Genomic DNA, 20,997 nt, shown 5'->3' on the forward strand with positions numbered 1-20,997 from the left:
GTATCTAAGAGGTCGTGGGCCAACCCCCGAAGCGTCACCATGCCATCGTCATCGGGGCCAGCATCGCCGGGCTGTGCACTGCCCGGGTGTTGTCCGACCACTACGAGCGGGTGACCGTCTACGAACGCGACACCCTGCCCCCGCAACCCGCGCACCGCGGTGCGGTGCCCCAGGATCGGCATGTACACATCCTGATGGCGCGGGGGGCTCACGAGTTCGACACGCTGTATCCCGGTCTGCTCGACGACATGGTCGCCGCCGGGGTGGCGAAACTGGAGAACCGCCCCGACTGCATCCACTTCGGCGCCGCCGGCCATGTGCTGGGCACCGGGCACACCCTGCGGCGTGAGTTCACCGCGTACGTGCCCAGCCGCAAGCAGCTCGAGTGGCAGATCCGCCGCCGCACCGCCGCCCTGCCGAACGTGGAGATCGTGCAGCGCGACGTGAACGCACCGCGATTCGACGGGGAGCGCCAAACAGTCACCGGCGTCGAGTTGTCCGCAGCCGGCGGGGACGAGTTCGTGGCCTCCGACCTCGTGGTGGACGCCTCCGGTCGCGGCACCCGACTACCGTCGTGGCTGGACGAGTGGGGGTTCGCCCGCCCCCGCGAACAAACCATCGATGTCGGAATCTCTTACGCCACACAGCAGTTGAGAATCCCCGACGGCCTGATCACCGAAAAGGTCGTGGTGGCGGGGGCGTCACGCAGTCAGCAGGCCGGGCTGGGCATGCTTTTCTACGAGGACGGCACCTGGGGCTTGACCACGTTCACCGTCAATCACGTCCCGCCGCCGCAGACGCTGTCCGAGATACACCAGGTCGCCGACGACGTGCTGCCTGCACCGCTGGCGTCCGCGATTCGCCAGGGAGAACCCCTGGGCGACATCGCTTTCCACCGCTATCCGGTCAGCCGGTGGCGCCGCTACGACAAACTCCAGCGTTTTCCCGGCGGGATCGTGCCGATCGGAGACGCCGTGGTGAGTTTCAACCCGACCTACGGCCAGGGCATGACGATGACCGCGCTGCAGGCTGGCCATCTGCGCCGGCTGTTGGACTCCGGTACCGGCGACCTGACCCGTGAACTGGCCCGCGCCACCGCGAAATCCACGTATCCCGTCTGGACGATGAACGCGATCGGCGACCTGACCCTGCACGGCACCGAGGGCTCGGCGCCGTGGTGGTACCAACCGGTCGGGGCGTTGTTCGATCAGTTCCTCGGCGCCGCCGAGACCGACCGCGTTCTGGCGGAATGGTTTCTGCGTCGGTTCAGCCTGCTGGACAGTTTGTACATGGTGCCGCCCGCATCGATGATCGGCCGCGCGATCCGGCACAACATGTCATCGTGGTGGGCGCAGAAACGAGCTACCGCGCCAGTGCTCGATCCAGATCCGGTTCCAGGTAGATAACCCGCGCGGCGGGCACCGCAGAGCGGACCGCCGCCTCCGCCGCGTCGATGGTGACGGCCACCGTCGCCAGGTCGGTATCCGGGGCCAGCGCGATCTTGGCCCCGACGAGCATCTCCTCGGGACCCAGGTACTGCGTTCGGAGGTGGATGACCCGGTCGACGTTGGCGGTCTGCTCGAGTGCCGACTGAATCGCCCGGCATTCGTCAGGGGTGGCGCCCTCGCCGATCAGCAGGCTGTGCATCTCGACCATCAGGATCACGGCGATGACACCGAGCAGCGCACCGATCAAGATGGTGCCGACGCCGTCCCACACCGGGTTGCCGGTCAGAATCGTCAAGCCCACGCCGGCGAGCGCGAAGACCAGACCGATCAGGGCGCCGGTGTCCTCCAGCAGGACCACGGGCAGCTCGGGATTGCGGGAACGACGGATGAACTGCCACCACGAGCTGGTGCCCTTCAACGGACGTGACTCCACCATCGCGGTACGAAAGCTGTAGGACTCCAGGGCAATTGCCACCGCCAGAATCACCACCGCCACGATCGGCGAGGTCAGCGGTTCGGGGTGGCCGATCTTGTGGTAGCCCTCGTACAGGGCGAAGATCGAGCCCAGGCTGAACAGCACCAGCGCCACGACGAACGAATAGAAGTAGCGACTGCGGCCGTACCCGAACTGATGCAGGCTGTCCGCCTGTTTGCGGGCCTGGCGCTGACCGAACAGCAGCAGCCCCTGATTCGACGTGTCGGCCACCGAGTGCACCGACTCGGCGAGCATCGAGGAACTTCCGGTGATCAGGAATCCGACGAATTTCGCGACCGCGATGCCCGCGTTGGCGGCCAGCGCCGCGAGGATCGCCTTGGTGCTGCCCTCGGTCGACATGCGGTGTCCTCCCCAGGCTCAGTTACTCACAGGCCAACCGTAGCCCGGAACAACCGGGACGGCGACGTCGCCTCCAAGCGGATCGGACCGTCGTCGGCGGCCACCCAGGCTGCGGCCCCGCGATCAAGCTCCACCACATCCGATTTCGCGCGTACGAGCACCGAACCTTCGGTGCAGACCAAGATCTGGGGACCGTCATGGCGGGACGGGGCGTCGATCTCGTGGCCGAGATTCTCGCCGTCGAGCATGAGGATGCACGCGGCGAACTCCTGCGCGGGCGTCTCGTAGACCAGCTCGATGCCCTCGCGGTGAGTGGGCGCCCGCAGCATCGTCTCATCGGCGGGCCTGAAGTCCAGCACCCGCAAGAGCTCGGGCACGTCGACGTGCTTGGGCGTCAGGCCACCGCGAAGGACGTTGTCGGAGTTGGCCATCACCTCCATTCCCACGCCGTGGATGTAACTGTGCAGGTTGCCCGCCGGCATGAAGATGGCCTCACCCGGAGCCAGCGTGATCCGGTTGAGCAGCATGGCCGCCAGCACACCGGCATCCCCGGGATACCGCTCACCGAGCTCCAGCAACGTCTTGGCCTCATCGTCGAATTCCGTTGCACCGGAACGCATATAATCCACCGCACCGTCCAGGACGGCGGGGATCAGCACGTCCAGATCGGGCTGCGGTGCGGTGATCCAGGTGGTGAACAGGGCACGCAGACCGTCGGCGTCGGGCTGGCCACTCAGCAATCCGATGAACGGATCGAGTTCGGCCACCGCGAGGGCACGCATCAAATCGACCGAACGCGCGGCCGGCCGGAAGCCGCCGAGGGCGTGGAATTCGCTGAGCGCGACCAACAGCTCAGGCTTGTGGTTGCGGTCGCGATAGTTGCGGATCGGTGAGGTGAGCGGCACGCCCAGACGATCCTCGCGCACATAACCTTCCACGGCCTGTTCCGCGCTGGGATGAGCTTGCAGCGACAGCGGCTCCTCGGCGGCCAGCACCTTCACCAGCAGGGGCAGCACGTCGCCGTAGCGACCGCGCACCGCAGTCCCCAACTGACCGTCCGGATCGGCTCGCACGGCGTCGAGCAACGATGTCTCGCCGTCCGCGGTCTCCAACCACGCCGGATCCCCAGGATGAGCACCCAGCCACAGCTCGGCTTCGGGATGCGCTGTGGGCGAAGGTCTTCCGGTGAACTCCGCGATGGCTGTCCGAGATCCCCATGCGTAGGTGCGTATCGCACCACGTAGCAATTCCACTGGGACGTTATCCCCCCACCAATCTGAGATAAACCGCGGCCATCTGCAATCGGACGGCCAGCGTGGCGAGCTGTTGTTCGGCTCGCCCGGTCGGGGCCGGAACCGACCCCCCCTCCCCGAGGTCTTGCGCCCCGACCAGATCGACGTCGTCGAAGCCACTCACCCGCGCGGCGAGCATCGGGCGTTCGGCGTCCAGGGTCAAAGCCAGCACCTTCGGGCCCCTCGAGAGCGGACCGTCGAGCTCCTCGTCGTGGAACAGCGCATCCACCGGATCGCCGAATTGATGTGCGATGCCGGTGCGTAACGCGACCAGCGCGTCGGATAGTCCGGCCGCGGCGACGGCCTGGCCGGCCAGCCGCAGTAACACCGTCGCGGCGTACCGGGCCAGGCCCAGGGTGGCCGCACAATCGCCGGCGAGCACAACCTGCCTGCCGGACATCCGCTCGGCCAGTGCCTTCGCCGGATTGGTGAACACGTCGCGGCTCGCGCTGTTGCGCAACGCCTCGGCGTCGAGTTCGTCGGCCAGGGTGGCCAGATCGGTCTGCAGTGCCGGATCGACAGCCTGCATGGTCGCGAGGCCGGCCGCGAGGTAACGGCTCAACCCGAATTCGTCGGGCGTCCGCAGCCGGGGCTCGAGCACCGCGGTCCGTCCCGCGGTGGCGTCGCGCAGCGGACCCTCATACGGTGCGGCGACGACCACCCGGGCGCCGCGGCGCACCGCCGTCGCCGCGGCGGACACCAGCGCCGGATCCCCGGCGTCGTCGCCGGCCACCACGAGAACGTCGAGCGGGCCGATCCAGGGCGGAGATTCGGCGGCCACCACGATCGGCTCGCCTGCGACGCCGCCGAGGGTGGCGGCCAGCATCGAGCCTGCGCTCTCGGCCGCGCCGCGGGCGGCGACCCAGATGACGGTCCGCGGCCGATGGTCGGCCGCCAGCAGTGCCAGTTCGCCCTCGTCGACGGCGGCCGCGGTGGCGCGTACCTGAGCGCCCGCCATCGCGGCGGCCCGCAGGAGCCCGTCGCGGTCGGCTTCCAGGAGGCCCTCGGTGTCATCGAGGTCGACGGTGGCATGCGCTGCGCTCATGGCGCCGCCTCGGCCGGCTGGGCGGCGATGTCCTCGGAGACGCGGCGGACGATCTCCTCGATCTCCTGGGCGCTGCGCGCTTCGACGTTGAGGCGCAGCAGCGGTTCGGTGTTGGAGGTGCGCAGGTTGAACCAGGCCCCCGCACCGAGGTCAACCGTCACGCCGTCGAGATGGTCCAGCGAAACAGTTTGATGCCCAAAGGCTTTCAGAACGGATTCGACGCACGCCGGCGCGTCGGCCACCCGGAAGTTGATCTCCCCGGAGGCCTCATAGCGCTGATAATTCGCCATCAGTTCCGACAGCGGCCGGTCCTGCTCGCCCAACGCGGCCAGCACATGCAAAGCGGCCAGCATGCCCGAGTCCGCGCCCCAGAAGTCGCGGAAGTAGTAGTGCGCCGAATGTTCACCGCCGAAGATCGCTCCGGTGTCGGCCATCAGAGCCTTGATATAGGAGTGCCCGACGCGCGACCGCACCGGCGTTCCGCCCCGTTCGACGACCAACTCGGGCACCGCGCGCGAGGTGATCAGGTTGTGGATGACGGTGGCACCGATCTCCCGGGTGAGTTCGCGGCCGGCGACCAGCGCGGTGACCGCCGACGGCGAAACAGGACCGCCGCGTTCGTCGACGACGAAACACCGGTCGGCGTCGCCGTCGAACGCCAGCCCGATATCGGCGCCGGTCTCCACCACGAACTTCTGCAGATCGACCAGATTGGCCGGCTCCAGCGGATTGGCTTCGTGATTGGGGAACGAACCGTCGAGTTCAAAATACAGCGGCAGCACCGTCAACGCCTCGATCGGGCCGAGGACGGCAGGCGTGGTATGGCCGGCCATGCCGTTACCTGCATCGACCGCGACCCGCAGTGGTCGCATGCCGGCGACGTCGACCAGCGATCGAAGGAACTGTCCGTAGTCGGCGAGGACATCGCGGTCGCTCACCTGCCCACGCGGCCCGTCATAGCCGGGAACCCCGGCGATCACTTCGTCGCGGATGCTGGCCAGCCCGGTGTCCTCGCCGACAGGCTTGGCCCCGGCGCGGCAGAGCTTGATGCCGTTGTAGGCGGCCGGATTATGGCTTGCGGTGAACATGGCACCCGCGCAGTCGAGGAAACCGGACGCAAAGTACAGCTGATCGGTGGACGCCAGCCCGATCCGCACCACATCCAGACCCTGGGCGGTGACCCCGTCGGCGAATGCCGCGGCAAGCGCCGGGGAGCTTTCGCGCATGTCGTAACCGATCGCGATCCGGCCGCCGCCCTCACCGCGGATCAGCCGGGCGAACGCGGCGGCGACGTCGGAGACGAACGCGTCGTCGATCTCGTCCCCGACCAGACCGCGCACGTCATAAGCCTTGATCACACGGCGAACCGCGTCGGCGGGCCTCGACATGACAGATCTCCTGACCGAGAGGGACTCTTGGCCGCCAGCCTATCTGTTCCGGTCCCCCGGCAAGGGCGGCTATCGGGTCAGTCGGTGGGGTCCGGCAGTACCCGCAGGTGCCCACGGCGTCGGCCGGCGGTCGTCGGTCGATGCGCAGCCGCCGGCATGATCGGAGTTCCGGTCGCGGGCGCATGCGCGGCTCCGCTGGGATCGGAGAACCCGGCGATCGGGGGCCGTGTGGGCAACTCACGGCCTTCCCGGACTGCATCGGCGAGAGCGACGAGATCGTCCTCGTCGGGGAACTCCGGCAGCGGGCCAGCGTGGCGGACCAGCTCCCAACCCCGGGGGGCAGTGATGCGGTTGGCATGAGTGATGCACAGGTCCCACGAATGCGGTTCGCGGGAGATTGCCAGTGGCCCGACGACCGCAGTCGAGTCGGAGTAGACGAACGTCAGCGTCGCCACCGCATAATGGGGGCATCCAGGCCGGCAGCAGCGACGAGGAACATTCACGTCCGTGAGGCTATCGCGGTTCATTCACAGGTTGCCGGGGGACACGCGCAGCCGCCGGTCGGCCGATTCACAACCGTTACGATCACATCCGTGGTCGATTCCCGCAGCTCCCGGCGAGGTGGACGAGCCGGTGGCAGCCCGGGGTCGCGCCGGGGACGTGAGATGCGGGGCCCATTGCTGCCGCCGACGGTGCCGGGGTGGCGCAGCCGCGCAGAGCGATTCGACATGGCGGTATTGGAAGCCTATGAGCCGATCGAGCGGCGCTGGCAACAACGGCTCACCGGTCTCGACGTTGCCGTCGACGAGATCCCGCGCATCGCGCCGAAGGATCCGGACAGTGTGCAGTGGCCCGCTGAAGTGGTGGCCGACGGGCCGATCGCGTTGGCCCGGCTGATCCCAGCCGGAGTGGACGTTCGCGGAAACTCGACGCGCGCCCGAATTGTGCTGTTCCGCAAGCCGATCGAGCGCCGGGCCAAGGACTCGATCGATCTGACCGATCTTCTGCACGAGATTCTGGTGGCGCAGGTGGCTACCTATCTCGGGGTCGAGCCGTCGGTCATCGACCCGACCATCGACGACGACTGAGTCGGATTCTCCGACCCGCGGTCGTCGTCAGATGATGCCGCGCTTGAGGCGACGGCGCTCCCGCTCGGAGAGTCCGCCCCAGATACCGAAGCGCTCATCGTTGGCCAAGGCGTACTCGAGGCACGACTCACGGACCTCGCAGCCCAAGCAGATCCGCTTGGCCTCGCGAGTGGAACCGCCCTTCTCGGGGAAGAACGCTTCGGGATCGGTCTGCGCGCACAGCGCGCGTTCCTGCCACTGGTCTTCTTCATCGGCCGAATCCGGCGTCGCATCGATGATCGGGTCTGGCACCAAACTCAAGTGAGCGCGTGCCATTACCCCCATCGTCTGCGAACCGGTAATGGACTGCGGCAACCCCATCGTGCCGAACACGTGCTCATAGGACATTTCCGCCTCCTCACCTGGTTTCGTAGATCTTTTGCATGTCGCCCACTATTGAAGTGTGCCCAACTCGTTCGAACACTTGGTCGAATCGCGGTCTGGGACACCGAAACCGGCTGGTCCGACCGGGAAATGACACTGATGTGATTAGACACTTATGCAGTGGCCCGGTCAAGCGATTGAACCGAAATTAATACCATTTCCCTTGGATAATTCGGCGAGTCGATGCCCCGGCGTGTCTTGGGAGTGACGCGATCGTGACCGCGTTGGCCGCCGAAATGCCCGACCGCCTAGTGTCGATCGGTGTGAAGATCACCGTTCTGGTCGGCGGCGTCGGGGGTGCCCGCTTCCTGCTGGGCGTACAGCGATTGCTCGGCCTGGGCCAGTTCGCCGGCCAGATATCCGGAGCCACAGGCGATCTTGATCACGCGCTGACCGCCGTGGTCAACATCGGCGATGACGCCTGGATGCACGGTGTGCGCATCTGTCCCGACCTCGACACCTGCATGTACACCTTAGGTGGAGGTATCGATCCCGAGCGCGGCTGGGGACATCGCAACGAGACGTGGCACGCGAAAGAAGAATTGGCGGCCTACGGCGTGCAACCCGATTGGTTCGGCCTGGGCGACCGCGACCTCGCCACACATCTGGTGCGCAGTCAGATGCTGCGTGCCGGATATCCCCTGTCGCAGGTGACCGAGGCGCTGTGCCACCGCTGGCAACCGGGGGCCACGCTCCTGCCGGCCAGTGACGACCGGTGCGAAACCCATGTTGTGATCGACGATCCCGACACCGGTGACCGCAAAGCGATCCACTTCCAGGAATGGTGGGTGCGCTACCGGGCGCAGGTGCCCACGCACAGTTTCGCGTTCGTGGGGTCCGAAAACGCCACTGCCGGGCCCGGTGTCGTCGACGCGATCACCGAAGCCGACGTGGTCATGCTCGCCCCCTCCAACCCGGTGGTGAGCATCGGCGCAATCCTCGCCATCCCCGGTGTTCGCGCCGCGCTGCGCTCCACACCCGCCCCGGTCGTCGGCTACTCCCCCATCATCGGCGGAAAGCCGTTGCGCGGCATGGCCGACGAATGCCTGTCGGTGATCGGCGTCGAAACCTCCTCGCACGCCGTCGCCCGTCACTACGGCGCGCGCTCGGCGACCGGAATCCTGGACTACTGGCTGGTGTCCGAAGGCGATCACGCCGACGTACCCGGACTGACGGTGCACTCGATACCGCTGCTGATGTCCGATCCGGCGGCCACCGCCGAAATGGTGCGCGCCGGGCTCGAATTGGCGGGGGTGGCGCCGTGAGTCTCGAGCATGGCAGCGCAGCACCCGTCGAAATCCTGCCCGTCCCCGGGCTTCCGGAGTTCCGCCCCGGCGATGATCTGGCGGCCGCCCTCGTCTCGGCGGCGCCATGGCTGCGCGACGGCGACATCGTCGTCGTCACCAGCAAGGTGATGTCCAAGTGCGAGGGCCGCATCGTCGCGGCACCGGCGGACCCCGACGAACGGGACGCCCTGCGTCGCAAGATCATCGACCAGGAGGCCGTGCGGGTGCTGGCCCGCAAAGGTCGGACGCTGATCACCGAGAATCGCAACGGCATCGTGCAGGCAGCCGCGGGCGTCGACGGATCCAACGTCGGGTCCACCGAATTGGCCTTGCTGCCCGTCGATCCGGACGGCAGCGCCGCCGCGCTGCGCACGGCACTGCGCGAGCGGCTCGGCGTGAATGTCGCGGTTCTGGTCACCGACACCATGGGTCGTGCCTGGCGCAACGGCCAGACCGACGCCGCAATCGGCGCCGCCGGGCTTCCCGTCCTCTACGGATACGCCGGCGCCGTCGACCGGCACGGCAACGAGCTGGTGGTCACCGAAGTCGCCGTCGCCGACGAGATCGCCGCCGCCGCCGACCTGGTGAAGGGCAAGCTGACCGCGGTGCCCGTCGCGGTAGTCCGCGGCCTCGAGCTCGAGGACGACGGGTCCACCGCGGCCCGCCTGTTGCGCGGCGGTGAGGACGACCTGTTCTGGCTGGGCACCGCCGAGGCACTGGAGCTCGGGCGCCGCCAAGCCCAGCTCGTGCGCCGGTCGGTCCGACAGTTCGCGCCGGAGCCGGTCGACCACACGCTCATCGAGGAGGCCGTCGCCGAGGCACTCACCGCACCCGCCCCGCACCACACCCGGCCGGTGCGGTTCGTCTGGTTGCAGGATCGGGGGCGTCGCATCGCACTGCTGGACCGGATGAAAGACGCCTGGCGCGAGGATCTTTCCGGCGACGGTAAGCCCGCCGACGCCGTCGAGCGGCGCGTCGCCCGCGGTCAGATCCTCTACGACGCGCCCGAGGTCGTCATCCCGTTCCTGGTGCCCGAGGGCGCCCACAGCTATCCCGACCCGGTCCGCACCCAGGCCGAGCACACGATGTTCACCGTCGCGGTCGGCGCCGCGGTACAAGCACTCCTGGTGGCGCTGGCCGTGCGCGGCGTGGGCAGCTGCTGGATCGGCTCGACGATCTTCGCGGCCGAACTGGTTCGGGAAACCCTTGATCTACCGTCTGATTGGGAACCGCTGGGCGCCGTCGCGATCGGCTATCCCGTCGAACCGCCCGAACCCCGTGAGCCGGCGCCGGTCGGCGACCTGCTGGTGCGCAAGTGAGCGTGCGGGAGTCGGCCATCGAGCTGCTGACCGAATGGGATGCGCCGGACGACTGTCAGGACTCGCTACGGCAGTCCGTCCTGGCCTTTCTGCTGGCCCGCACCGATGCCTGCGAGCGGGCTTGCACCCCAGGGCATATCACCGCGTCGGCGTTGGTGGTCAATCACACCGGCGACCAGGTGCTGCTCACCCTGCATCCGCGGCTCGGCCGTTGGGTTCAGCTCGGCGGGCATTGCGAGGACGCCGACGCCGACATCGTCGCGGCCGCGATGCGGGAGGCGGCCGAAGAGTCCGGGATCGACGGCCTGCGCATCGACGCGTCGTTGGGCGCCATCCACGTTCACGCATTGACCTGCTCGCTGGGTGTGCCCACCCGGCATCTGGATCTCCAGTTCATCGCCCGCGCACCCGCGGACGCGACCATTCACATCAGCGACGAGTCGCTCGATCTGCGATGGTGGCCGGTCGACGCTCTGCCCGACGGGATCGACGCGGCGGTCGCACACCTGGTGTCGGTCGGCCGCTCGCGGGTCTAGATGTCGGACGAGTAGCGAACGCCGCAGTCCGGGATGACAACTCCCGGCCACACCCGCGCACCGCGCAGGAGTTCGCAGCGCGCGCCGATGTTCGCGCCATCGCCGATGATGGCGTCGCGCAGTAACGCGCGCGGTCCGATCCGGGCGCCGGCCCCGATGATCGACCGCTCCACCACCGAGCCCGCCTCGATGTGCGCCCCGTCGAAGATGACCGCGCCGTCCAGGCGGACGCCCGGCCCGATCTCGGCGCCGCGGCCCACCACGGTGCCGCCGACCAGGACCGCGCCCGGGGACACCGAAGCCCCGTCGTGCACAAGGCTTTCCCCGCGTCGCCCACCGAGCGCCGGCGACGGCGCCAAACCCCGGACCAGGTCAGCCGAACCGCGGACGAAGTCCTCCGGTGTGCCCATGTCGCGCCAATAGCTGGAATCGACGTAGCCGCAGACCTTCACCCCGTCGGCCAACAGGGCGGGGAACACCTCACGCTCCACCGACACCTCGCGACCCTGTGGGATCTGATCGAGGATTTCGCGTTTGAAGATGTAGGTGCCGGCGTTGATCTGGTCGGACGGCGGATCTTCGGTCTTCTCGAGGAACGCTTCCACCCGGCCGTCGGCGTCGGTGGGCACACAGCCGAATGCCCGCGGGTCACTGACGCGCACCAGGTGCAGGGTCAGATCCGCCTGCGACTCGTGGTGGCTGGCCAGCATCTGGCGCAGGTCCATGCCGGACAGGACGTCACCGTTGAACACCATCACGGTGTCGTTGCGCAGTTTGGGGATGACGTTCGCGATCCCGCCGCCGGTGCCCAACGGGTGATCTTCGACGACGTACTCGATCTGCAGGCCGAGCTTGGACCCGTCGCCGAATTCGTTCTCGAAGGTCGCCGCCTTGAACGAGGTGCCGAGCACGACGTGCTCGATGCCGGCTTCGGCGATGCGGGACAGCAGGTGGGTCAGGAACGGCAACCCCGCGGTCGGCAGCATCGGCTTGGCCGCCGACACGGTCAGCGGCCGTAGCCGGGTGCCTTTGCCGCCGACCAGCACCACAGCGTCGACCTTCGACGGATCAATTCCACTCACCGGGTCCCCCTGCTTCTCGCCAGCTCGCGACGGGATTTGCGTACCGCCGCGCGTGACCTAACCTTCAACGCGCTCTTCATAGTCCATCGCAACGGCGCACGCCACCAGCCAAAATGCCGATCGGACAAATATAAGTAGGTGCTTTCGTGATGTGCGCGCAGGTTGCTGGCCGGGTCCCGGCCGGTCGAGTGGCCCTTGGCGTGCAGGATCTCCGACGACGGGACGTAGACGTTGAGCCAGCCGGCCCGGCCCAACCGGTCACCGAGGTCGACGTCTTCCATGTACATGAAGTAGCGCTCGTCGAACCCGCCGACCTGGTCGAATGCCGCGCGACGGATCAGCAGGCACGCCCCCGACAGCCAGCCCACCGGGCGCTCGGTGGGCTCGAGGTACTCCTGGCGGTAGGCCCTGGTCCACGGGTTGGTCTTCCAGACGAAACCGACCACCGCGTGCATGCCGCCACGCAGCAGGCTCGGCAGGTGGCGCGCCGACGGGTAGACCGAACCGTCCGGGTCGCGGATCAGCGGGCCCAGGGTCGCGGCGCGCGGCCAGCGGTCGGCGGCGGCGAGCAGTTCGTCGATGCTGTTGGGTCCCCACACCACATCGGGGTTGGCGACGATCACGAACTCGTCGTCGCCGGGGACCGTCGCCACACCGCGGTTGGCGGCGCTGCCGTAGCCGAGGTTCCCGCCCGTGCGCACCAGTCGGGTGCCCGGGTAGCGCTCCACCGCCTCCTCCGGTGTGCCGTCGGTGGAACCGTTGTCGGCGAGCACCACCGTCACCGGGCGGTCGGTGGCCACCGTCAAGGAGGACAGGAAGCGATCCAGATGTGAGCCCGGGGAGTAGGTCACCGTCACCACGGTCAGGGGGCGGCTCGACGTCACGGCGTAGAGGGTAACTGTCCGCCGGGGACGGGCTGGGCAAGCGCCTCGGCCAGGGCCTCCCGCCACGGCCTCGGCGGGGTGAGTCCGGCCCGCACCGAGAGCCCCATCGACAATGCTGAATACGCCGGGCGCGGCGCCGGGCGGCCCGCCTGCGCTGTGCTCACCGGCCGGATCCGCTGCGGGTCTGCGCCGAGTTCGGTGAACACCGCCCGTGCCAGCTCCAAGCGCGTGCACGCGCCCTCGTTGGCGACGTGCAGGATCGGCTCCCGAATGCGCCCCTCACCGATCTCGAATATCGCCTTGGCGAGGTCTTTGACGTAGGTGGGTGAGCCGATCTGGTCGTCGACCGCGTCGGCGGACTCACCGGTGCCTGCGAGCCGGCGCATCGCCGCCACGAAGTCGGTGCCCGCTGCGCCGGTGTACACCCATGAGGTGCGCACGACGTGGGCGTCCGGCATCGCGGCCAGTACGGCCACCTCACCGGCGAGCTTGGTGCGCCCGTAGACACCCAGCGGCGCGGCCTCGTCGCCGACGTCATAGGGCTGGCGGTGCTGACCGTCGACCGGCTCGCCGGAGAAGACGTAGTCGGTGGAGAGGTGCACCAGCGGCGCGCCGACCCGGGCGCAGGCGTGCGCGACGTTCTCCGCTCCGGTGGCGTTGACGGCATAGGCGGTGTCGGGGTCGGCCTCGGCGGCGTCCACGTTTGCGATGGCCGCGCAGTTCACCACCAGGTCCGATGCGGCGATGAACCGCTCGACTGCGGCGGGGTCGGTGATGTCACACTCCTGATGCGTCAATGCGCTGGCTTCGATGCCCCGACGGGCCGCCTCACCTGCGAGAAATGTCCCAACTTGGCCGCCGGCACCTGTAATCACGATCCTCGACACCACAATTACGAGTCTGGCACGCCGGTTTGCGCTACCCGGTATGCGCCCGTCTCGCCAGTAGCCTGGGCTGATGCCTGCTGACACCGAAGCACGGACGGGCGCCCAGCGGGTGACCCGACTCGTGCTCGCGTTGATCGCCGTGACCGTGATGGTCAGCACCGGTGTCGCGTGGGGCAAGATCCGTTCCTTCGAGAACGGCATCTTCCACATGAGCACCTCGGCACTCGGCGGAGGCGGTCAGGACGGCGCGATCGACATCTTGTTGGTCGGGATGGACAGCCGCACCGATGCTCACGGCAACCCGCTGTCCGAAGACGAGCTGGCGGCGTTGCACGCCGGCGACGACGTGTCGACCAACACCGACACGATCATCCTGGTCCGCATCCCCAACAACGGGAAGTCGGCGACGGCGATCTCGATCCCCCGCGACTCCTATGTCAAGGCGCCAGGACTGGACAAGACGAAAATCAACGGCGTCTACGGCCAGGTCAAGCTCGAGAAGATGAAGCAGTTGGTCGAGCAGCAGGGCATGGATCCGGCCGAGGCCGAACCCAAGGCCGTCGAAGCGGGCCGCGAAGCGCTCATCAAGACCGTCGCCGACCTGACCGGCGTGACCGTCGACCACTATGCCGAGATCGGCCTGCTCGGTTTCTCATTGATCACCGATGCGCTCGGTGGTGTCAATGTGTGTCTGAAAGATGCCGTCTACGAACCACTCTCCGGTGCCGACTTCCCGGCCGGCTGGCAGAAGCTCAACGGACCGCAGGCACTGAGTTTCGTCCGGCAGCGTCACGACCTCCCCCGCGGTGACCTCGACCGGGTGGTGCGCCAACAGGTTGTGATGGCATCCCTGGCGCACCAGGTGATCTCCGGCAAGACGCTGACCAGCCCATCGACCCTGAACAGGCTGCAGGACGCCATCCAGCGTTCCGTGGTGCTCTCATCGGGTTGGGACATCATGGATTTCATCAAGCAGCTGGAGAACCTCGCGGGCGGCAACGTGGCGTTCGCGACCATCCCTGTGCTCGACGAAGCCGGCTGGAGCGACGACGGCATGCAGTCCGTGGTCCGGGTCGATCCAGCCCAGGTTCAGGAATGGGTCGCCGGCCTGCTGCACGATCAAGCCGAGGGCAAGACCGAGAAGATCGCCTACTCCCCTGAGCAGACCAAGGCCGACGTGGTCAACGACACCGACATCAACGGGCTTGCCGGTGCCGTGTCAGAAGTGCTCACCGGCAGGGGCTTTGGGGCGGGCGACATCGGCAACAACGACAAGGACCATGTGACGCAAAGCCAGGTGCAGGCGGCCAAGGAGGATGACCTGGGCGCGCAGGCGGTCGCCAAGGAGCTGGGCGGTCTGCCGGTGGTGGCCGACAGTGCGATTCCGGCGGGAACGGTGCGGGTGGTGCTGTCCAGCGATTACACCGGACCGGGCTCGGGCCTGGAGGGTTCGCTGCCGACGTCGGCTGCGGTCAGCCAGGCGGCCGGTCAGGCCGGTGACGGTGTGGCTCCCCCGCCGTCGCCCATCATCACCGCGGGGTCCGACGACCCCAAGTGCGTCAACTGATGGCCAATCTGACTGCTGCCGTTCTGGATCCGCTGCTGCGGGCCGACCCGATGGGTCCGCGGATCACCTACTACGACGACGCGACCGGTGAGCGCATCGAGTGCTCGACGGTGACGCTGGCCAACTGGGCGGCCAAGACCGCCAACCTGTTGCGCGACGAACTCGGCGCAGGCCCGGGCACCCGGGTGGCCGTGCTGTTGCCTGCGCACTGGCAGACCGCGGCGGTGCTGTTGGGCGTGTGGTGGATCGGCGCCGAGGTCGTGCTCTCCGGAGCGGCGGATCTCGCGCTGTGCACCGCTGAGCGGCTGGACGAGGCCGACGACGCGGTCGCCGGCGGTGAGGTCGCGGTGCTGTCGCTGGATCCGTTCGGCAAGCCGGCGCCCGATCTGCCGATCGGTGTCACCGATTATGCGACGGCGGTGCGGGTGCACGGCGACCAGTACGCCGCAGAGCCGCGACCAGGTCCAGCACTGGATGGCAGGTCGGTCGACGACGTGCTCTCTGCCGCTTCCGATTCCGCCGCCGAGGCCGCTCTGACGGCAGGCGACCGGGTGATGTCGTCATTGCCGTGGACCTCCGCGGACGACGTCATCGCCAACCTGCTCGCAGTGTTCGTCGCGGGCGCGTCACTGGTTCAGGTGGCCAACCCCGATGCCGCAGCACTGGAACGGCGCCGGACGACCGAGAAGGTCACCAAGGATCTGGTGTGAGGCGGCCGCCTTGGTGGGCGCGGCCGGTTCAATATCGGCTGCCGACAAGAGGACTGAGTCCAGCGACACCTAGCTGCCGGGGATGACCTGGTGCCACCGCTAGGCTGACCCGATGACGGACGCCCCGGAGGCCCTGGTCCTTCGTGCCGAGCGGCGCAGCCTGCGTGCCTACATGTTCACCATGGTGGGGCTGGCGGTGCTCGGCTTCGCCATCTATGCCATCACCCGGGTGTCGGCCACCCAGCTCGACGGTGTCATCTCGCTGATCAACGCGGCGGCGGCATTCATCGCCGCAAAGCTGTCGGTCACCTCGTCCAGGCCACCGGACGCCGAAAGCCCTTACGGGCGAATGGCATTGGAGAACCTCTACGCCCTGTTCCGTTCGCTGATGATTCTCGGCGTGGTGATCGTCGGGGTGGTGACCAACTCGATCAAAGTGATCGACTACGCCATCACCGGTCAGGGCACCGAGCCTGAGTTCGGACTTGCGGCCGTCTACACCGCGGTGTGCGTAGTGATCTGCTTCGGCTTGAAGTGGAATCACGAACGCAACAACCGCTCGGTCAACGGTGCGTCAGCGTTGCTTCGGGTTGAGGCCACCGCGGCCAAGATGGAGGCCCTCATCAGCGGCGGTATCTGCGCCTCACTGGTGCTCGTCGCCGTCCTACCCGAAGGCACCTTCCTGACGTCGGCCACCTTCAACATCAAAGACATCGCCGACAGCATCATCGTGCTGATCCTGTGCGCCCTGCTGGTGGGCGAACCGATCCGGCAGATCCGCCTCGAGTTCGGCCGGCTGTCCGGGCGGCGCGCCGACCCCGCCCTGGACGCGACGGTGCGGGCCGTCATTGCCGAGGTCGCCGAGGAGCACGCCGACGAACTCGACCACGAACTGACCCTCGTCGATGCGCTGGCGATCAGCCGGGGCAAGGCCACCGAGGTGGATCTGCGGGTGTCCTACACCGGCACGATGTCAGTGGACGAACAGGATGAGCTGCGGGCGCGCACCTACGCCGAACTGCGTAATCGGCTCGGGCCGATCCGGCTCACCCTGGTCTTCACTACATTGCCCATTCATGCAGTGCCCACCGTGCACATGCCCTGAACTGCGCGAACAGCGTTGCTATCGCGACCGGCTCGCTACCGGACGGCGAAGCAGAGACAGATGGAAAACGCCATTTTGCCGCCGTACTTTCGGACACTGGCTACGTTCAGCGCAGGGGCCTGGATGTTGTAGCGGGGGGCGAACTAATGAGCGATGCCATGGCGTCGACGGCAGTCAAATACGGATCATCGGTGCGGTGCCGCAATGTGCGGTGCCGACGGTGTAGCGCGATGCACTGGGTGGCCACGAACGTCAGCGTCATGGCCTGCGAGCACTGCGGAGAAGCGATCGAGTTCACAGTCCCTCATTCAGCGGGCTGACGTTCTGGTGAGCCGTTGACTCTGGCCGGGCACTAGGCTGCCGGAGGTGATCCGAGCCGCAGTGAACGTCACCTCGATCCGCGAGCAGTTCCCCGGCCGCATCGACGTGGTGGCCGAAACCGGCTCCACCAACGCCGACCTGCTGGCCCGGCACGCCTCGGGCGAGGACATCCGAGGCGCCGTGCTGCTCGCCGAGCACCAGAGCGCCGGCCGTGGCCGCAATGGCCGCAGCTGGTCGGCACCGCCGCGCTCCCAGATCGCCCTGTCGATCGGCGTCGGCGCCGACGGTGTCCCGGCGGAGAGCTGGGGCTGGCTGCCGTTGCTCACCGGGATAGCACTGGTCGACGCGGTCACGGCGATCACCGGTATCGAGGCGAGAGTGAAGTGGCCCAATGACGTCCTGGTGGGGACCGGCAAGCTCGCCGGCGTCCTGGCCGAGGTGGCCGCACCCGATCCGGTCATCGTGGTGGGTCTGGGGCTCAACGTCACGCTGACCCCCGACGAGGCGCCCGACCCCAGGGCCACTTCTCTGCAGATGGTCGGCTCCACCCAGCTCGACCGCGACGCGCTGACGGCGACAATCCTGCGCGAGCTGACCGCCCGGATCGAAAAGTGGCAAACCACACCAGGACCCGACCCGGCACTCGTCGAGGACTACCGGCGGCGTAGCAGCACCCTGGGCAGCCAAGTGCGGGCCATCATGCCCGGTGACCGTGAGATCACCGGTACCGCAGTCGATGTCGACGAACTCGGTCGGCTCCGCATCGATACCGGCGCCGAGGTCATCACGGTCTCGGCGGGCGACATCACCCACCTGAGACCGGCCGGCTAGATCAGCGCAGCAGCGCCCGGGACATCACAACCCGCTGAATCTGGTTGGTGCCCTCATAGATCTGGGTGATCTTGGCATCACGCATCATTCGCTCCACCGGGAAGTCCACGGTGTAGCCGGCGCCGCCGAACAGCTGCACCGCATCGGTGGTCACCTCCATGGCGACGTCGGAGGCGAAGCACTTCGACGCCGCCGAGATGAACCCGAGGTTGGGTTCACCGCGCTCGGCGCGGGCGGCGGCGGAGTACACCATCAGCCGGGCCGCTTCGACCTTCATCGCCATGTCGGCCAGCATGAACTGCACGCCCTGGAAATCGGAGATCGAGGTACCGAACTGCTTGCGGTCCTTGGTGTATGCGATCGCGGCGTCCAGCGCGCCCTGCGCGATTCCGACCGCCTGCGCACCGATCGTCGGGCGGGTGTGGTCGAGGGTGGCCAGCGCCGTCTTGAAGCCGGTGCCCGGATCGCCCACCATCCGGTCGCCCGGGATGCGGCAGTTCTCGAAGTACAGCTCGGTGGTCGGCGAGCCCTTGATGCCGAGCTTGCGCTCCTTGGGCCCGATCGTGAAGCCCTCGTCGTCGATGTGCACCATGAACGCCGAGATACCGTTGGCGCCCTTGTCGGGATCGGTCACCGCCATCACGGTGTACCAGGATGACTTGCCGCCGTTGGTGATCCACGCCTTGGCGCCGTTGAGGATCCAGTCGTCGCCGTCGGCCTTGGCCCGGGTGCGCATCGACGCCGCGTCACTGCCGGCCTCCCGCTCGGAGAGTGCGTAGGACGCCATCGCCTCACCCGAGGCGATCGACGGCAGCACCTTCTTCTTGAGCTCTTCGGACCCTCGCAGGATCAGACCCATCGTGCCCAGCTTGTTGACGGCGGGGATCAGCGACGCCGAGGCGTCGACCCGGGCGACCTCTTCGATGACGATGCACGCCGCCACCGAGTCCGCTCCCTGGCCGCCGTACTCCTCCGGCACGTGGACCGCGTTGAACCCCGAGGCGTTCAGCGCATCCAGCGCCTCCTGCGGAAAGCGCGAATTCTCGTCGCAATCGGCCGCATACGGCGCGATCTCTTTCTCCGCCAGCGCGCGGATCGCGGTCCGCAGCTCGTCGTGCTCCTCGGGCAACTTGAATACGTCGAAATCGGGGTTCCCAGCCATCACAGCCTCCTTGCTACTCGCCGGTAACTTTACCCGGCTCATCCCTCACCGAGTAATCGCTCCCGGAGCGCCCGGTCCTTCGCCAGTACTTGCGCTTCCAAGTCGTCCTGGAAACTCTCCATGCGCTTGCGCAGCGCAACATCCGCGGTGGCCAGGATGCGCACCGCCAGCAGCCCCGCGTTGCGTGCACCGCCGATCGACACGGTGGCCACCGGCACACCCGCCGGCATCTGCACGATCGACAGCAACGAATCCAGGCCGTCGAGCTTGGCCAGCGGCACCGGCACCCCGATCACCGGCAGCGCGGTGGCCGAGGCCACCATCCCGGGCAGGTGAGCCGCCCCTCCGGCACCGGCGATGATCACCTGGATGCCCCGGGCCGCCGCGCCGCGCGCGTAGTCCAGCATCCGGCCCGGGGTTCGGTGCGCCGAGACGACGCCGACCTCGAAAGGCACCTCGAACTCGGCCAGCGCCTCGGCGGCCGCCTCCATGACGGGCCAGTCGCTGTCCGAACCCATGATCAGCCCGACCCGAGGCCCATGTTCAGGCATGCCCGTCCCATCCGTCCGTCCACTCCGCGTGCGACAACCAGTGTGCCGCCCGTTCCGCGCGTTCCCGTACCCGGTCCACGTCACCGTCCGCCGCACCGACGATGTTGACGTGACCCACCTTGCGACCAGGCCGTTCCGCCTTGCCGTACAGGTGGACCTTGGCCTCCGGGATGCGGCCGAACAGGTGGTGCAGCCGCTCGTCGACGCTCATCGCCGGAGCCTGCGGCGCGCCCAGCACGTTGGCCATCACCGTCACCGGCGCGATCGGCCGGGTGTCGCCAAGCGGATAGTCCAGGACCGCCCGCACATGCTGTTCGAACTGGCTGGTCACCGCCCCGTCCATGGTCCAGTGCCCAGAATTGTGCGGCCGCATCGCCAACTCGTTGACCAGCAGCGTGCCATCGGTGGTCTCGAACAGTTCGACGGCGAGCACCCCGACCACGCCCAGCTCGCCGGCCAGCCGCAGACCCAGCTGCTCGGCTTCGGCGGCCAGGTCTTCGGACAGCCCCGGCGCCGGCGCGACGACCGTGACGCAGATGCCGTCGCGCTGCACTGTTTCCACGATCGGCCACGCCGCCCCCTGCCCGAACGGGGAGCGCGCCACCAGAGCCGCGAGTTCGCGGCGCATCGACACCCGCTCCTCGAGGAGCACCGGAACCCCGTCCGCCAGGTATCCGGCGACCGCCTCCCGGGCGTGGGCGAGATCACGGGCCAACACCACGCCGCGGCCGTCGTAACCCCCGCGCACGGTCTTGATCACCACCGGGCCACCGACGTCGGCGGCGAACGCGTCGACGTCGTCGACACCAGACACTGCGGTGAAGCGCGGGATCGGCGCGCCCAGCTCCGCCAGCTTGCGCCGCATCACCAGCTTGTCCTGGGCGTGCACCAGGGCTTCGGGCGGCGGCGCCACGGTGACACCCTCGGCGACCAGCGTGTCGAGCAGCTCGGTGGGCACGTGCTCGTGATCGAACGTCAGCGCCGACGCTCCGGCGGCCGCGCGACGCAGCGCCTCGAGGTCGGTGTGGGCGCCGATGACGACGTCGGGAGTCACCTGAGCGGCCGGGTCGTCGGGGCTGACGGCCAGGACGCGCAGGCTCTGTCCGAGGGCGATCGCCGCCTGGTGGGTCATCCTGGCCAGCTGCCCGCCGCCGACCATGGCGACGATAGGAGGTCTGGGGCTCTTCGACACGGCCATCATGGTGTCAGACCTGCGCGAGTACGCACACCTGCGGTG

At 68.0% G+C, this 20,997-nt stretch carries 21 protein-coding genes; 9 read left to right on the forward strand and 12 right to left on the reverse strand.

What is annotated here, in order from left to right; translation table 11 throughout:
• The first annotated feature begins 14 nt into the window (after window positions 1–14).
• Entirely contained in the window at window positions 15–1,406 is a 1,392-nt protein-coding gene (locus tag AB4879_RS17370) for an FAD-dependent oxidoreductase (protein WP_370508578.1), read from the forward strand.
• Here AB4879_RS17370 and AB4879_RS17375 read toward each other — a convergent pair.
• The 5 genes from AB4879_RS17375 to AB4879_RS17395 all read right to left on the reverse strand — a co-directional run bounded on the left by AB4879_RS17375 (window position 1,363) and on the right by AB4879_RS17395 (window position 6,511).
• Entirely contained in the window at window positions 1,363–2,283 is a 921-nt protein-coding gene (locus AB4879_RS17375; protein WP_370508579.1) for a cation diffusion facilitator family transporter, read from the reverse strand. The genes AB4879_RS17370 and AB4879_RS17375 overlap by 44 nt on opposite strands.
• 26 nt (window positions 2,284–2,309) lie before the next feature.
• Complete coding sequence (gene manA / locus AB4879_RS17380; protein WP_370508580.1) at window positions 2,310–3,536, reverse strand: mannose-6-phosphate isomerase, class I; 1,227 nt, start codon at window positions 3,534–3,536, stop codon at window positions 2,310–2,312.
• 7 nt (window positions 3,537–3,543) lie between these two features.
• Complete coding sequence (locus tag AB4879_RS17385; RefSeq protein WP_370508581.1) at window positions 3,544–4,620, reverse strand: TobH protein; 1,077 nt, start codon at window positions 4,618–4,620, stop codon at window positions 3,544–3,546.
• A complete protein-coding gene (locus AB4879_RS17390; protein ID WP_370508582.1) occupies window positions 4,617–6,008 on the reverse strand; it encodes a phosphomannomutase/phosphoglucomutase in 1,392 nt (463 codons plus the stop codon). The genes AB4879_RS17385 and AB4879_RS17390 overlap by 4 nt, the downstream gene beginning before the upstream one ends.
• 77 nt (window positions 6,009–6,085) lie before the next feature.
• Complete coding sequence (locus AB4879_RS17395) at window positions 6,086–6,511, reverse strand: DUF3499 domain-containing protein (protein WP_199189960.1); 426 nt, start codon at window positions 6,509–6,511, stop codon at window positions 6,086–6,088.
• A gap of 162 nt (window positions 6,512–6,673) precedes the next feature.
• On the opposite strand from AB4879_RS17395, the gene AB4879_RS17400 reads away from it, so the two are divergent.
• Window positions 6,674–7,096 carry a metallopeptidase family protein gene (locus AB4879_RS17400; RefSeq protein WP_036340282.1) on the forward strand — a complete coding sequence of 141 codons (423 nt, stop codon included), beginning with the start codon at window positions 6,674–6,676 and terminating at the stop codon, window positions 7,094–7,096.
• Window positions 7,097–7,123: 27 nt separating this feature from the next.
• Here the strand turns inward: AB4879_RS17400 and AB4879_RS17405 are convergent, their stop codons facing one another.
• Window positions 7,124–7,390 carry a WhiB family transcriptional regulator gene (locus tag AB4879_RS17405; RefSeq protein ID WP_172507244.1) on the reverse strand — a complete coding sequence of 89 codons (267 nt, stop codon included), beginning with the start codon at window positions 7,388–7,390 and terminating at the stop codon, window positions 7,124–7,126.
• Between the two features lie 392 nt (window positions 7,391–7,782).
• On the opposite strand from AB4879_RS17405, the gene cofD reads away from it, so the two are divergent.
• Genes cofD through AB4879_RS17420 form a run of 3 tightly spaced genes read left to right on the forward strand, consistent with a single transcriptional unit; the run spans window position 7,783 to window position 10,660 of the window.
• Window positions 7,783–8,784 carry a 2-phospho-L-lactate transferase gene (cofD, locus tag AB4879_RS17410; RefSeq protein ID WP_370508583.1) on the forward strand — a complete coding sequence of 334 codons (1,002 nt, stop codon included), beginning with the start codon at window positions 7,783–7,785 and terminating at the stop codon, window positions 8,782–8,784.
• Window positions 8,781–10,124, forward strand: a complete 1,344-nt coding sequence (locus AB4879_RS17415; RefSeq protein WP_370508584.1) for a coenzyme F420-0:L-glutamate ligase — start codon at window positions 8,781–8,783, stop codon at window positions 10,122–10,124. The genes cofD and AB4879_RS17415 overlap by 4 nt, the downstream gene beginning before the upstream one ends.
• On the forward strand, window positions 10,121–10,660 hold the full coding sequence (locus AB4879_RS17420; RefSeq protein WP_370508585.1) for an NUDIX domain-containing protein: 540 nt from the start codon (window positions 10,121–10,123) through the stop codon (window positions 10,658–10,660). Before AB4879_RS17415 ends, AB4879_RS17420 begins: the two co-directional genes overlap by 4 nt.
• On the opposite strand, the gene AB4879_RS17425 is transcribed toward AB4879_RS17420, so the two are convergent.
• The 3 genes from AB4879_RS17425 to rfbD are packed head-to-tail and all read right to left on the reverse strand — an operon-like array spanning window position 10,657 to window position 13,501.
• Window positions 10,657–11,733 carry a sugar phosphate nucleotidyltransferase gene (locus AB4879_RS17425; protein WP_102808625.1) on the reverse strand — a complete coding sequence of 359 codons (1,077 nt, stop codon included), beginning with the start codon at window positions 11,731–11,733 and terminating at the stop codon, window positions 10,657–10,659. The two genes, AB4879_RS17420 and AB4879_RS17425, sit on opposite strands and share 4 nt — an antisense overlap.
• Before the next feature lie 5 nt (window positions 11,734–11,738).
• Window positions 11,739–12,626 (reverse strand): glycosyltransferase family 2 protein, encoded by an 888-nt coding sequence (locus tag AB4879_RS17430; RefSeq protein ID WP_233209402.1) that lies wholly within the window; start codon window positions 12,624–12,626, stop codon window positions 11,739–11,741.
• Window positions 12,623–13,501, reverse strand: a complete 879-nt coding sequence (gene rfbD / locus AB4879_RS17435; RefSeq protein ID WP_370508586.1) for a dTDP-4-dehydrorhamnose reductase — start codon at window positions 13,499–13,501, stop codon at window positions 12,623–12,625. Before rfbD ends, AB4879_RS17430 begins: the two co-directional genes overlap by 4 nt.
• 160 nt (window positions 13,502–13,661) lie before the next feature.
• Between rfbD and AB4879_RS17440 the strand changes: the two genes are divergently transcribed.
• From AB4879_RS17440 to AB4879_RS17455, 4 genes are all read left to right on the forward strand, one after another.
• Window positions 13,662–15,080: an LCP family protein gene (locus AB4879_RS17440; RefSeq protein ID WP_102808623.1), complete on the forward strand. Its 1,419-nt coding sequence runs from the start codon at window positions 13,662–13,664 to the stop codon at window positions 15,078–15,080.
• Window positions 15,080–15,790: a TIGR03089 family protein gene (locus AB4879_RS17445; RefSeq protein WP_370508587.1), complete on the forward strand. Its 711-nt coding sequence runs from the start codon at window positions 15,080–15,082 to the stop codon at window positions 15,788–15,790. Before AB4879_RS17440 ends, AB4879_RS17445 begins: the two co-directional genes overlap by 1 nt.
• A 112-nt stretch (window positions 15,791–15,902) precedes the next feature.
• Window positions 15,903–16,895: a cation transporter gene (locus tag AB4879_RS17450; RefSeq protein WP_370508588.1), complete on the forward strand. Its 993-nt coding sequence runs from the start codon at window positions 15,903–15,905 to the stop codon at window positions 16,893–16,895.
• A gap of 366 nt (window positions 16,896–17,261) precedes the next feature.
• Window positions 17,262–18,047 carry a biotin--[acetyl-CoA-carboxylase] ligase gene (locus AB4879_RS17455; RefSeq protein ID WP_370508589.1) on the forward strand — a complete coding sequence of 262 codons (786 nt, stop codon included), beginning with the start codon at window positions 17,262–17,264 and terminating at the stop codon, window positions 18,045–18,047.
• A gap of 1 nt (window position 18,048) precedes the next feature.
• On the opposite strand, the gene AB4879_RS17460 is transcribed toward AB4879_RS17455, so the two are convergent.
• Genes AB4879_RS17460 through AB4879_RS17470 form a run of 3 tightly spaced genes read right to left on the reverse strand, consistent with a single transcriptional unit; the run spans window position 18,049 to window position 20,961 of the window.
• Window positions 18,049–19,209, reverse strand: coding sequence for an acyl-CoA dehydrogenase (locus AB4879_RS17460; protein ID WP_102808591.1), 1,161 nt, complete (start codon window positions 19,207–19,209; stop codon window positions 18,049–18,051).
• Window positions 19,210–19,247: 38 nt separating this feature from the next.
• Window positions 19,248–19,760, reverse strand: a complete 513-nt coding sequence (gene purE / locus AB4879_RS17465; RefSeq protein ID WP_102808590.1) for a 5-(carboxyamino)imidazole ribonucleotide mutase — start codon at window positions 19,758–19,760, stop codon at window positions 19,248–19,250.
• Window positions 19,753–20,961, reverse strand: a complete 1,209-nt coding sequence (locus AB4879_RS17470) for a 5-(carboxyamino)imidazole ribonucleotide synthase (RefSeq protein ID WP_370508590.1) — start codon at window positions 20,959–20,961, stop codon at window positions 19,753–19,755. The genes purE and AB4879_RS17470 overlap by 8 nt, the downstream gene beginning before the upstream one ends.
• Window positions 20,962–20,997: the final 36 nt, after the last annotated feature.

The sequence above is a fragment of the Mycobacterium sp. SA01 genome (assembly GCF_041287105.1).
Lineage (GTDB): Bacteria > Actinomycetota > Actinomycetes > Mycobacteriales > Mycobacteriaceae > Mycobacterium.